This window comes from Cytobacillus oceanisediminis 2691 (assembly GCF_000294775.2).
In the GTDB taxonomy this organism is placed as follows: domain Bacteria; phylum Bacillota; class Bacilli; order Bacillales; family Cytobacillaceae; genus Cytobacillus; species Cytobacillus pseudoceanisediminis.
In genome coordinates this window covers 1,599,387-1,611,524 of sequence record NZ_CP015506.1, presented here as the reverse complement: position 1 = coordinate 1,611,524, position 12,138 = coordinate 1,599,387, and the positions used below count along the sequence as shown (strand labels likewise).

The following is a 12,138-nucleotide window of genomic DNA, read 5'->3' as shown; positions in this document are numbered from 1 at the left end:
ATAGATTTTTTCATTAATTTATTCCTTTTGCACATAATACAACTATTGAGCTTTACAAGCAGTTTCATTAGGGAATAGGAGTACTGCCAGAATCCTCCCTTGAGCTTCCTTTAAGGGAAAATTACATAGTTAAGAGGTGTTAATATGAATTTTATTTGGGGAATATTCGGTATCATTGTCGTTTTAGGATTAGCTTTCCTGCTCTCAAGCAACAGAAGGGCCATTAGTTTAAGAACTGTTGCGGGTGGGCTTGCCATTCAGCTGATTTTCGCCTTTCTCGTTCTAAAGTGGGAAGGCGGCAGAAAAGGTTTAGAATGGCTAACAATGAAGGTAAACGATATTATCAATTACGCTAATCAGGGAATTAATTTTTTATTTGGCGGCCTTTTTACAGATGAATCGGGTATCACCTTCGTTTTCGCACTTCAGGTCCTGCCTGTGGTAATCTTTTTTTCATCATTGATTTCTGTCCTCTATTATTTAAGGATTATGCAGTTTTTCATAAAAATCCTTGGCGGGGGGCTGTCAAAGCTACTCGGAACCAGAAAAGCAGAGTCCATGTCGGCAGCAGCAAATATATTCGTAGGGCAAACAGAGGCTCCGCTTGTTGTCCGTCCTTATATTGCCAATATGACAAAATCTGAGTTATTTGCGGTAATGACCGGCGGCCTTGCTTCTGTGGCAGGATCTGTTTTAATCGGATATTCCCTTTTGGGTGTGCCTCTTGAATATCTCTTGGCTGCAAGCTTTATGGCTGCACCGGCGGGTTTAATACTGGCCAAAGTCATGCTTCCTGAAACAGAGGATAAAGAAGAGCCTAAAGAATTCGATATGGAAGTGGATAGCGACTCAGCCAATGTCATTGATGCAGCCGCAAAAGGTGCAAGTGTCGGGCTGGAACTGGCTTTGAATATCGGAGCGATGCTTCTTGCCTTTATTGCTCTGGTTGCATTGATTAACGGTCTCCTTGGATGGGTTGGAGGATTATTCGGCTTCGAGGGATTAACGCTCGAAATCATTCTGGGTTATGTTTTCTCGCCTCTTGCATTTGCAATAGGCGTTCCATGGTCAGAAGCTGTGCAGGCCGGAAATTATATTGGCCAGAAGTTAATTTTGAATGAATTCGTTGCTTATTCTGCTTTTGCACCGGATATTCCAAATTTATCTGATAAAACGGTCGCAATCGTCAGCTTTGCCCTTTGCGGATTTGCCAATATTTCTTCATTGGGCATTCTGCTTGGAGGGCTTGGCGGACTCGCACCTAACCGCAGGCAGGACATTGCGCGGCTTGGCCTGAAGGCAGTTGCAGCAGGTGCCCTGGCTTCTATGTTAAGTGCTGCCATAGCTGGAATGCTTTTTTAAATATCATGTGAAAAATCCTCCCGCTGTTTACGGGAGGATTTTTTGATCTTATTTCTTTAAATAATAGATAACGGATTCATACGGCCTTAATTTAATGGTCTGTGCTGCCGGAGGTGACTGATTGTAATTGGACAGTAAGATCTCATCTTTATATTCGTCTGCCTGATGGTGTTCAGGAATGATAAATGATGTTTCTTCCCCATAGAAATTATTCACGACCAGCAGCTTTTCATTATTGCCATTTCGAACATAAGCAAATACCTTAGGATGCTCCTCAGAAATCAGTTCATAGTCTCCGTACGTGATAATATCATATTGCTTGCGAAGCTGGATCAGCTTCTTATAATGATAAAAAATAGAATCTCCGTCCTTCAATGCTTTTTCGGCATTTATTTCCATATAATTTGTTGCAACATTTATCCATGGCGTTCCATCGGAGAAACCGGCATTTTCAGAACTATCCCACTGCACCGGGGTCCGGGAATTGTCGCGAGACTTGCTTTTGAGAATATTTATGATTTCTTCTTCACTCATTCCCTTTTCCCTAAGGATATTATAAACGTTCAGTGATTCTACATCTCTGTAGTCTCCAATGTTTTCAAAGCCTGGGTTTGTCATGCCAAACTCTTCACCCTGATAAATATAAGGGGTTCCCTGCATCATATGAATGACTGTCGCCAGCATTTTAGCAGATTCACGATGATATTTCCTGTCATCACCATATCTTGACACAATTCGGGGCTGATCATGATTGCACCAGAATAAAGCATTCCAGCCTCCGCCCTTGTGCATCTCAGTCTGCCACCTTGATAAAATCTGCTTTAACGCTCTAAAGTCAAATTCAGCGATTGCCCATTTCTCTCCATTTGGGTAATCCACTTTCAAATGATGAAAGTTGAAAGTCATGCTCAGCTCTTCCCTCTCAGGATTGGAATACTTTATACAATGTTCAATGGAAGTGGAGGACATTTCGCCAACAGTCATACTATCGTATTTTGAAAATACATTTTCATTCATTTCATGCATAAATTCGTGTACACGAGGTCCGTCTGTATAGAATTTTCTGCCGTCTCCCGGAGGCACAGATCCGTCATCATCGGGAAACTCCTGGTCTTTAGAAATCAGATTGATTACATCAAGTCTGAAGCCATCTACACCTTTTTCAAACCAGAATTCCATCATGTCATACACTTTTCGGCGAAGCTCTTCATTTTCCCAATTTAGATCCGCCTGCGTGACATCAAAAAGATGGAGATAGTATTGGCCGGTTGCTTCATCATATTTCCATGCATTTCCACCGAATTTTGATTCCCAGTTTGTCGGTTCGCTTCCATCGTCCTTAGGGTCTTTCCAAATATAAAAATCACGGTATGGATTGTCTTTTGATTTTTTTGCTTCCTGGAACCATTGATGTTCTGTGGAAGTATGGTTTACTACAATATCCATAATGATTTTAATGTCCCGGCTATGTGCCTCTTCAAGAAGCTTTTCAAAGTCAGCTAGAGTTCCGTATTCTTCGTGAATGCTGAAATAGTCACTAATATCATATCCGTTGTCGCGCTGCGGAGATTTATAAATTGGTGTCAGCCAGACGACGTCCACACCTAATTCTTTTAAATAATCAAGCTTGGCAATAATTCCAGGAATGTCTCCAACCCCATTTCCTGTCGTATCGTTAAAGCTTTTTGGATAAATTTGATATACTACTGATTTTTTCCACCATGGTTGTTTCATTAGAATCACACCTGTTTTAGTTTTTTAGAAATTGAGTTTTTAGCTGTTAAAAAGAAGGACCTGAGCTTCATAGGGACGCAGCTTAATTGTTCTGTTAATTTGTATATCTTTATAATTCCCAATCAGTGCCTCAAATTTCTTTTCCTGGATGTATGCAGGGGGTTCTACTTCAGGGTTTCCTCCATAGAAGTTGCACAAGACAAGAAGGATCTGATTGCCCAATGTTCTTGTATAAGCGTACACTTCAGGATGTTGATCAAGTATTAGGTTATACCTGCCGTAAACAATAATTTCATTTTTCTTTCTAAGTTCAATAAGCTTTTTATAGTAATGAAAAACAGAATCAGGGTCTTTCATGGCCTTTTCCACATTAATGTCTTTATAGTTAGGGTTTACTTTTATCCAGGGGGTTCCATCCGAAAAACCTCCGTGCTCGGAAGAATCCCATTGCATCGGCGTCCGGGCGTTGTCACGCCCTTTTGCGTATATGCTTTCAAGGGCCTTATCCTCTGTCCAGCCATCGTTAAGTGCTTCTTTATAAAAATTAAGTGTTTCTATATCCCTGTACTCTTCAACGCTTGAGAAACGGACATTCGTCATTCCAATTTCTTCGCCCTGATAAACATAAGGAGTTCCCTTCATCATATGAAGCAATGTTGCGAGCATCTTAGCCGACTTTTCCCTATACTCTCCGTCATTGCCGAATCTTGAAACAGAGCGGGGCTGGTCGTGATTATTAAAGTAAAGGCTGTTCCAGCCAGCTTTATCCAGCTCATTTTGCCATTTTGTCAGGTTTAGTTTTAAGTCACACAGATCAAGGGGTTTAAGATCCCATTTGCCGTTTGGCCCGTTGTCCAGGCTAACATGTTCAAATTGGAAGACCATATTTAACTCATTTCGTGATTCCCCTGTATATTGCCTGGCCCACTCAGGAGTCACACCGGGCATTTCGCCAACAGTCATAACATTAAACTTCGCTAACGCCTTTTCATTCATCTCCCGCAGGTATTCATGAATTCTGGGGCCGTTTCGATAATACTTGCTTCCAGAAGCATATTTCTTTCCAGGCTTTGGTTCATCATCAGGAAGTCCCTCTACTTTGGAAATAAAGTTGACCACATCCATTCTGAATCCATCAATGCCTTTTTCCAGCCACCAAGTCATCATGTCGTATATTTCATTTCTTAGTTTCGGATTATCCCAATTTAAATCTGGCTGTTTCTTTGAAAACAGATGCAAATAATATTCTCCTGTTTTATCATCAAGTTTCCAGGCGGATCCCCCGAAATTGCTTCCCCAGTTATTCGGCTCTTTTCCATTCCTTCCTTCGCGCCATATATAATAATCCCTGAATGGATTGTCTTTGGATTTCCTGGACTCTGCAAACCAGATATGTTCGTCTGAACTATGGTTCACCACCAGATCCATAATGAGTTTAATCTCTCTCTTATGCATCTCTCCGAGAAGTTCTTCCCAATCTTCCATTGTTCCAAACTCACTCATAATATCCTGATAATCGCTTATATCATAGCCATTATCATCATTTGGCGATTTATATACTGGAGAAAGCCAGACCACATCAATCCCTAGCTCTTTCAAATAATCCAGCCTGGAGATGATACCCTGCAAATCTCCTATTCCATCTCCATTGCTATCCATGAAGCTCCGCGGGTATATCTGGTAAACTACACTTTCTTTCCACCATTGCTTCTTCATATGGCGACCTCCGATTTTTAACATTTGTGTGCATGCCCCAAGAAATGGCGATACCATGGAATCATAGAACCCCATGGCATCAATCTTTCTATTCTGCTTTTTTAAATTTAGAGAAGGCTAAGGTCAATACAAACGGTACGACAAGTGCAATACCCATTCCGATAAAGAAAGAACCCCAATTTCCCGCAAAGATAGAGAAGAATGCCGGCAAGCCTCCTACACCTATCGACGGTGCCTTAACTCCATTAATAGTGATGAAGATTCCTGCAATTGCTGACCCAATAATCGCTGCAAAGAAAGGGTACTTAAAGCGAAGATTTACGCCAAACATTGCCGGTTCTGTTACGCCCAGCCACGCTGATACTGAAGAAGTTAGCGCAAGCCCTTTCAGTTTTTCGTTCCCTTTGCTTAACAGCATCATGGCAAAAGCGGCGGAACCCTGAGCTATATTAGACAATGCAACCATCGGCCATAAAAACGTGCCGCCAATGCTGCCGATTAACTGCAGATCAACTGCCAGGAACGTATGATGCATACCAGTGATAACGAGAGGGGCATATAATCCACCGTAAATCAAGCCTCCAAGGGCTGGAACAGCATCAAAGATTCCGACAACCCCATTTGTAATCCAGCTGCCGATCATGAATGTGATCGGTCCAATAGCAATAAAAGAAAGAAACCCAGTGATCAGTAAAGCGATCGGCGCGACAGTTAGAAGCTGAAAAGCATCAGGGATTCTTTTTCTCAGAAATACTTCTATCTTAGCCAATACGTATGAAGCAAATAATACAGGCAATACCTGCCCCTGATAACCTACCTTTTCTATTTCTAACCCGAATAAGTTCCACTTCGGAACTTCTTCAGCAGAACCATAGCCCCATGCATTTAAAAGATCCGGATGCACTAGCATTAAACCTAGCACAATACCAAGAAGAGGACTTCCGCCAAACCGGTTTACAGCACTCCATCCAATCAAACCGGGAAGGAATACGAAAGCAGTATTGGCAATCAGGTTAATGATGCCAGCCAGATCAGCCCAGTTAGTATAAACTTCAACAAAAGACTTATCATCAAAGAAAATATCCGGTGCTGTCATAATATTGTTTATCCCCATCAGCAAACCGGCTGTTACGATAGCTGGAAGGATTGGAATAAAAATATCTGCGAGTGTTTTAATGCCGCGCTGCAATGGATTTAAATTCTCAGCAGCAGCACTTTTTGTTTCTTCTTTTGATGATTCGCCTATTCCAGTTGCTTCTGTCATTTCTTTATACACTTTATCAACAAGGCCTTGTCCAATGACAACCTGGAATTGTCCATTTGTGGAAAAGGAACCTTTCACTACATCTATATTTTCGAGTTTTTCTTTATTGACCTTCCCCTCATCTTTTAAGGCAAAACGCAGACGTGTAACACAATGAGTAGCCGCTGCGATATTATCCTTGCCCCCGATAGCTTCTACAATTTGCTCTGCTGACTCTTTATTCGTAGCCATTCTTCGCTCTCCTCCTGTTACCGTTTTCATATTATAGAAAAAAACAGTTATAAGGTTTTTATTTATTGTTCTCGCCATTTACAACTCTATCCAATTTAGCAAACCAACTTGTATATACATGAACTGTTTACGCTTTCATTTTATCTTGTATATACATGTTAGTCAACCATTTTTTCATTTCTCTCTTTTCTATACCCATTCACTCGCTTCGAAAGCCAGAAAATAAAAAACCGGCTTCGAGACTAATTTGTCTGCAAAGCCGGTTCTAAACCACTTGAATAGGTTATTTCCTTTTATCATTGTCATCATCTTTTGTGAGCTCACGGGTAGATTTCTTAAATTCTTTTAATGTCTCCCCGAACGCTCTTCCTATTTCAGGAAGTTTCTTAGGTCCAAAAATAATCAGAGCCAAAACCAGGATTAGAATTAAACCTGGAATACCGATGTTTGATAACATGCTGAACACTCCTTATATATCATATCGCTTGAGGCAGTAGTAATCATGTTCATTGTCCATTATAGTTGATTGATAAAAAAAATCATAGCATGAGTGCTATGATTTCATGTTTTTTGACTATTTGAAGGCTCTATCAAGTTCATCCAGCACTTCACCAATTTTGCGGTCATGAATCACTTTATCAGCATAAATATCGAAATCCGTAGGTTCCATATTAATAATCACAAGTTTTGCTCCTTTTTGTTTGGCTATCAGCGGAAACTGATTTGCAGGTGTTACAGTCAAGGATGATCCCAGAACAATAAAAAGTTCTGCTTTTTCTGTTTCATCTGCTGCGAAATCTAAGGCCTCCTCAGGGAGCATTTCCCCAAACAGAACCACTGAAGGACGGAGCACACCCCCGCAACGGCATTGGAATTGACCATGCAAATACCCCTCGCTCGGGAACTCTTTTTTACATTTCTGGCAATGGAGTGTCTGCAGATTCCCATGGAGCTCTGATATTTTTTCACTTCCCGCGAGTCCATGAAATCCATCCACGTTCTGGGTAATAATGCTCTTAATAATACCTCTCTTTTCCCAATCTGCAAGAATATAGTGCCCTTGATGGGGATTACACTCCTTAAGCCCGATTACCCTGTGCCGATAAAATTCTATAAATTCGTTCACATTTTCATTCAATGCTTTTGTACTGGCTATTTTCCCAGGATCTTTCCCATTCCATAATCCATTATTGGCAGACCTGAAATCAGGCAGTCCGCTTTCTGTCGACATTCCTGCTCCAGTCAATATTACTGTATAATTTGATTCTTTCAGCCATTTCTCAAGCATAGATATCAGCTCCCAATAAGGTTTTGTCACAGGTTAAATTTGATTTCCATTTATTTCTCCCAATGAAATGTTTATGTCATGTCAGGTATGCGGTAAATACTAGATTATAACTGTTTATGCGAATTATCAATATAGGAGTGATAGCTATGCCTGAAATAGAAACCAAAGTTTATAAGGACGGCTATAAAAAATTTTCATCCAGGGCTAAACGTTATGCGGACGATCCTGAAAAAACAAAAGGACTTTTAAGAAAGGCTACACTTAAAGCAGATAAAAACCAATCTTCATTAAGTGATATATGGGAAAAGTTTCAGCTTCTGATCGATTTAGTAAAGTCATGGTCTAAAGGCGATTACCGGCATATTTCAAAAAAATCGATTATCTTTATTATTGCTTCCATACTATACTTTGTTTCCCCAATAGACCTTGTTCCTGACTTTTTAATAGGAATGGGAATCTTAGATGATGTAGCAGTCCTTGGTTTTGCCGTTAGCCAAATTACAGGTGAACTTGAAAAATTCAGAATTTGGAAAGAGAGCAGGACGATTGGAATGAAATAATTATTTTCTGTGCATTTTAATATTATTTGCTATAATAATGATGGAAAGTATTTATGCTGTCAAAATTAAATAGCAAGAAATGTAGGGGAACCGGTATGCCGGTTGAGACTTCATCATTAAGATGCTGACCCTTTGAACCTGATCTGGCTCATACCAGCGTAGGGAACATATTCTTAAACATACTAAATGTTTTTTATATGCGCCCTGGTTTATACCGGGGCGTTTTTATTTTTCAGGGCAGACTATCATTAACTTTCCTTATTACATAACGTTTTTTAGGAGGAGTACTTATGAAAAAGTGGATTGCAGCTATCTGTTCGCTGCTGCTTCTTTCAGGCTGTGCCGGCAATGGACCGGATAATCAGACTGGAAGCGAAGATTCAGACAGCAAACAAGATTTGAAAAAAGTTACTGTTGTACTGGATTGGACACCTAATACCAATCATACCGGCTTATATGCCGCAAAGGACAAAGGATATTTTAAAGAAGAAGGGCTCGATGTAGAAATTATAATGCCAGGTGAAGCAGGTGCAGATCAATTGACTGCATCAGGCAAGGCTGATTTTGGTGTCAGCTATCAGGAAAGCATCACGGAAGCACGTGTACAGGGCGTTCCCCTTGTATCGATAGCAGCTGTTATTCAGCATAATACTTCCGGTTTTGCATCCCCTGCCGAAAAAAACATTAAATCGCCGAAAGACTTTGAAGGAAAAACTTATGGCGGCTGGGGGGCACCTGTAGAAAAATCGGTAATAGACTCCCTAATGAAGAAGGAAAACGCTAATATTGATAAGGTCTCAATTGTTAATATGGGGGATGCTGACTTTTTTACAGCTGTTAAAAGAGATATAGACTTCGCATGGATTTATTATGGATGGACAGGTGTAGAAGCAGAACTTCGGGGGGAAAAGATTAATATGGTCTACCTTACCGACTACTCAGAAAAACTGGATTACTACACGCCCGTTCTCGCAACCAGCGAAAAAATGATTGCAGATGATCCGGATACTGTCAAAGCATTTGTAAAAGCAGCAGCAAGGGGATATGAATTTGCAATCGATCAACCTGGCGAAGCAGCAGATATTTTGTTAAAGAATGCTCCGGATCTGGACAGCGAATTGGTCAAAAAAAGCCAGGAATGGCTATCCCCCCGCTATCAGGATGATGCTTCAAGATGGGGTGAACAAAAGCTTGAAGTCTGGGAAAACTATGCAGACTGGATGCATGAAAATGGTCTTTTAGATAAAGAATTAGATGCAGGCAAAGCATTTACTAATGACTTCCTGCCGGAATAAGGAGAGTTCAAATATGGCAAACGCACTTGTAAGCATTCAGATCATACCGAAAACAAAAGATGGGGAAAATGTTATACCTTACGTTGATGAAGCAATTAGTGTCATTCAGCAATCCGGTGTTAAGTACGAAGTGCACCCCCTCGAAACAACGATGGAAGGCGATTTAGACCATTTATTGAAAATCATAGCTGATATGAACAGAAAAATGATTGAAAGAGGAAGCAGCAATGTAATCTCACAGGTAAAGGTTCTATATCAGCCGGACGGTATTGAAATGAGTGATTTAACGGAGAAATATCGTCCATGATAAATTTGTTCAGAAAAGGATGGAGGCCGGCTGCGGTTCTCCTTCTTTTATTCATTGCTTGGGAAATGGCAGTAAATCTGGCAGAAGTCCCTGCATGGCTCCTGCCTCCGCCAACAGAAATCGTTCTGGAAGCGATTTCGGGCTGGGAGGGCTTCAGCCACCACCTTCAATCGACAGTCATGCTTTCCCTATTGGGATTTGCCATTGGCACCGTCATAGGTTTAATCACAGCCGTTATACTGCACTTATTGCCTTTTATAAGGGAGTCGGTTTACCCTCTCCTCATACTTTCACAAAATGTGCCTATAATTGTTCTGGCTCCTTTGCTGGTTGTTTGGTTTGGTTTCGGGATACTTCCAAAGCTGATTGTCATCACGCTGGTTTGCTTCTTCCCCATTACTGTTGCTGCATTGGACGGCTTTCGCCAGACACCCGGAGAACTTAGGCATTATATGCTGATGGCAGGGGCCAGCAAAGGACAGCTGTTTTGGAAGCTGGAGCTTCCCTATTCCCTTCCCTCTCTATTTTCAGGGCTAAAAATCTCCGCAACCTATAGTGTGATGGGTGCTGTAATATCCGAATGGCTCGGAGCTAAAGAAGGAATAGGTGTTTATATGACTCTGGCATCTTCTTCATTTCGGACAGACCGTGTTTTTGTTGCCATTTTTGCGATTATGCTGTTAAGCTTGCTGTTTTTTGGAGGAATTTTACTGGCTGAACGTTTGCTGATTAAATGGAAGTCACGGGAGAGTGCCAGGAAATGATACAATTATCCGTTAATCATTTAACCAAAAGTTTTGATACTAATCAGGTTTTAGACAATTTGAGTTTTCATGTAAATGAAGGGGAATTTGTTTCGATTTTAGGTCCTTCAGGGAGCGGAAAGAGCACCATTTTCAACCTGATTGGCGGGATGCTTCTGCCGGACGAAGGCTCCATAACGCTTGGGAATGTGAAAATCAACGGCAAACGCGGTTCAATAAGCTATATGCCTCAGACACCTTCCCTGATGCCCTGGAGAACCATTCTTCAAAACGTTCTGCTTGGACAGGAGCTAATGGGTAAAACCGATTCGGAAGCGGCCAGAAAGATGCTTCAAAAAGCTGGTCTCGGCGGCTATGAAAATGCATACCCCCATGAATTGTCAGGGGGAATGAAGCAAAGGGCTGCCTTTATCCGGGCATTATTAAGCCCGCAGCCTATCATTTTGCTGGATGAACCTTTTTCAGCTTTAGATGAGCTTACCCGCCACGATATGCAAAAGTGGCTTCTCGATATTTGGAATGAGCATAAGCCGACAATTCTGTTTGTAACCCACAATATCGAAGAAGCCATTTACCTCTCTGATCGAATTTTAGTACTGAGCAGCAAGCCTGCTAAAGTAATTAAAGAATATAAGGTACCCTTTAACAGGCCAAGAATGGAGGAACTTTATCTCAATGAAAATTTCCTTGCCTGCAAAAGAAGCATCCATCATGCGCTGAAAAATCATTAGGAGGCAACAGCATGGATAAGTATATTGATGCCCATATTCATCTTGATAAGTACAGCAATATTGAATTAGAGAAAATGTTTCATGAGTTGCCGTTTCAGCTTTCACTTGTTACAGTTTCAAGCGATTTAGCATCCTGCAAAAGAAATCTTGCTCTTGCAGAAATTTATTCCTTTGTTAAACCTGCCTTCGGTTTTCACCCTGAACAGGTTCTGCCCAGTGATCATGAAATTTCAGAGCTTTTCAGCTGGATAAAGATTCACATAGAACAAATGGCTGCTGTTGGCGAGGTTGGCCTTCCATACTATTTAAGGTCTGAAGGGAGAAAGCAGCTTGGGGGATATATTGAACTTCTCGAAGAATTCATTAAGCTCGCTAAAAGGTGGGATAAGCCCATTGCCCTCCATGCAATTTATGATGATGCACCGATTGTGTGCAATTTATTGGAAAAGCATTCGATTAAAAAAGCTCATTTTCACTGGTTTAAAGGTGACAGCGCAGCGGCAAGCAGGCTGATTGCCAATGGCTATTACATCTCCTTTACTCCAGATATCGTGTACGAAAAAGAAATACAGGACCTTGTACGGGATTACCCGCTGGATAAATTGATGGCAGAAACGGATGGTCCATGGGAATTCGAAGGCCCTTTTAAAAACAAGCCTACCCATCCAGCCATGATGGCCCATTCCATCAGTGCCCTTGCTGAACTAAAAGAATTAGCTTTCAGCAGCGCTCTTAAGAAGCTGTATGATAATACAAAAAGCTTCTATAATATTGATTAATCAGCCTTATAGTCTTTTGCCATAAGGCTGTTTTTTTTATTCAGATTAGATAAAAAATACTAGATAAATATAATCATTTCGCACCATTCCTAATTTTGGAAATATAG

Annotated in this window: 12 protein-coding genes and 1 riboswitch; of the genes, 7 read left to right on the top strand and 5 right to left on the bottom strand. The window is 41.0% G+C overall.

Going from position 1 to position 12,138, the window contains the following annotated elements; all coding sequences use genetic code 11:
* The first annotated feature begins 144 nt into the window (after nucleotides 1-144).
* The gene (locus A361_RS08245) at nucleotides 145-1,362 is read left to right on the top strand and encodes a NupC/NupG family nucleoside CNT transporter (protein ID WP_009331096.1); all 1,218 of its coding nucleotides are present in this window, start codon (nucleotides 145-147) and stop codon (nucleotides 1,360-1,362) included.
* Nucleotides 1,363-1,410: 48 nt separating this feature from the next.
* Here the strand turns inward: A361_RS08245 and treC are convergent, their stop codons facing one another.
* The 5 genes from treC to A361_RS08220 form a co-directional block, all read right to left on the bottom strand.
* Entirely contained in the window at nucleotides 1,411-3,096 is a 1,686-nt protein-coding gene (treC, locus tag A361_RS08240; protein WP_019381601.1) for an alpha,alpha-phosphotrehalase, read from the bottom strand.
* A gap of 39 nt (nucleotides 3,097-3,135) precedes the next feature.
* Nucleotides 3,136-4,812, bottom strand: a complete 1,677-nt coding sequence (locus A361_RS08235) for a glycoside hydrolase family 13 protein (RefSeq protein ID WP_019381600.1) — start codon at nucleotides 4,810-4,812, stop codon at nucleotides 3,136-3,138.
* 88 nt (nucleotides 4,813-4,900) lie between these two features.
* Nucleotides 4,901-6,307: a PTS system trehalose-specific EIIBC component gene (gene treP, locus A361_RS08230; RefSeq protein ID WP_019381599.1), complete on the bottom strand. Its 1,407-nt coding sequence runs from the start codon at nucleotides 6,305-6,307 to the stop codon at nucleotides 4,901-4,903.
* A 283-nt stretch (nucleotides 6,308-6,590) separates the two neighbouring features.
* Nucleotides 6,591-6,764, bottom strand: a complete 174-nt coding sequence (locus A361_RS08225; RefSeq protein WP_009331100.1) for a twin-arginine translocase TatA/TatE family subunit — start codon at nucleotides 6,762-6,764, stop codon at nucleotides 6,591-6,593.
* A gap of 117 nt (nucleotides 6,765-6,881) precedes the next feature.
* A complete protein-coding gene (locus tag A361_RS08220) occupies nucleotides 6,882-7,595 on the bottom strand; it encodes an NAD-dependent deacylase (protein WP_009331101.1) in 714 nt (237 codons plus the stop codon).
* 146 nt (nucleotides 7,596-7,741) lie between these two features.
* Between A361_RS08220 and A361_RS08215 the strand changes: the two genes are divergently transcribed.
* From A361_RS08215 to A361_RS08190, 6 genes are all read left to right on the top strand, one after another.
* Nucleotides 7,742-8,155 (top strand): YkvA family protein, encoded by a 414-nt coding sequence (locus A361_RS08215; protein ID WP_019381598.1) that lies wholly within the window; start codon nucleotides 7,742-7,744, stop codon nucleotides 8,153-8,155.
* Between the two features lie 73 nt (nucleotides 8,156-8,228).
* Nucleotides 8,229-8,337, top strand: a riboswitch (TPP riboswitch).
* Nucleotides 8,338-8,445: 108 nt separating this feature from the next.
* A complete protein-coding gene (locus A361_RS08210; RefSeq protein WP_019381597.1) occupies nucleotides 8,446-9,450 on the top strand; it encodes an ABC transporter substrate-binding protein in 1,005 nt (334 codons plus the stop codon).
* Between the two features lie 13 nt (nucleotides 9,451-9,463).
* Nucleotides 9,464-9,757, top strand: a complete 294-nt coding sequence (locus A361_RS08205; RefSeq protein WP_009331104.1) for a thiamine-binding protein — start codon at nucleotides 9,464-9,466, stop codon at nucleotides 9,755-9,757.
* The gene (locus A361_RS08200) at nucleotides 9,754-10,521 is read left to right on the top strand and encodes an ABC transporter permease (protein ID WP_009331105.1); all 768 of its coding nucleotides are present in this window, start codon (nucleotides 9,754-9,756) and stop codon (nucleotides 10,519-10,521) included. Before A361_RS08205 ends, A361_RS08200 begins: the two co-directional genes overlap by 4 nt.
* On the top strand, nucleotides 10,518-11,252 hold the full coding sequence (locus tag A361_RS08195) for an ABC transporter ATP-binding protein (protein WP_019381596.1): 735 nt from the start codon (nucleotides 10,518-10,520) through the stop codon (nucleotides 11,250-11,252). The genes A361_RS08200 and A361_RS08195 overlap by 4 nt, the downstream gene beginning before the upstream one ends.
* Before the next feature lie 11 nt (nucleotides 11,253-11,263).
* Nucleotides 11,264-12,031 (top strand): TatD family hydrolase, encoded by a 768-nt coding sequence (locus tag A361_RS08190; protein WP_019381595.1) that lies wholly within the window; start codon nucleotides 11,264-11,266, stop codon nucleotides 12,029-12,031.
* Nucleotides 12,032-12,138 lie beyond the last annotated feature (107 nt).

Bases quoted from the DNA above. Each gene is read 5' to 3' on its own strand.
- A361_RS08245 (WP_009331096.1), top strand. From the start codon at position 145: ATGAATTTTATTTGGGGAATATTCGGTATCATTGTCGTTTTAGGATTA.
- treC (WP_019381601.1), bottom strand. From the start codon at position 3,096: ATGAAACAACCATGGTGGAAAAAATCAGTAGTATATCAAATTTATCCA.
- A361_RS08235 (WP_019381600.1), bottom strand. From the start codon at position 4,812: ATGAAGAAGCAATGGTGGAAAGAAAGTGTAGTTTACCAGATATACCCG.
- treP (WP_019381599.1), bottom strand. From the start codon at position 6,307: ATGGCTACGAATAAAGAGTCAGCAGAGCAAATTGTAGAAGCTATCGGG.
- A361_RS08225 (WP_009331100.1), bottom strand. From the start codon at position 6,764: ATGTTATCAAACATCGGTATTCCAGGTTTAATTCTAATCCTGGTTTTG.
- A361_RS08220 (WP_009331101.1), bottom strand. From the start codon at position 7,595: ATGCTTGAGAAATGGCTGAAAGAATCAAATTATACAGTAATATTGACT.
- A361_RS08215 (WP_019381598.1), top strand. From the start codon at position 7,742: ATGCCTGAAATAGAAACCAAAGTTTATAAGGACGGCTATAAAAAATTT.
- A361_RS08210 (WP_019381597.1), top strand. From the start codon at position 8,446: ATGAAAAAGTGGATTGCAGCTATCTGTTCGCTGCTGCTTCTTTCAGGC.
- A361_RS08205 (WP_009331104.1), top strand. From the start codon at position 9,464: ATGGCAAACGCACTTGTAAGCATTCAGATCATACCGAAAACAAAAGAT.
- A361_RS08200 (WP_009331105.1), top strand. From the start codon at position 9,754: ATGATAAATTTGTTCAGAAAAGGATGGAGGCCGGCTGCGGTTCTCCTT.
- A361_RS08195 (WP_019381596.1), top strand. From the start codon at position 10,518: ATGATACAATTATCCGTTAATCATTTAACCAAAAGTTTTGATACTAAT.
- A361_RS08190 (WP_019381595.1), top strand. From the start codon at position 11,264: ATGGATAAGTATATTGATGCCCATATTCATCTTGATAAGTACAGCAAT.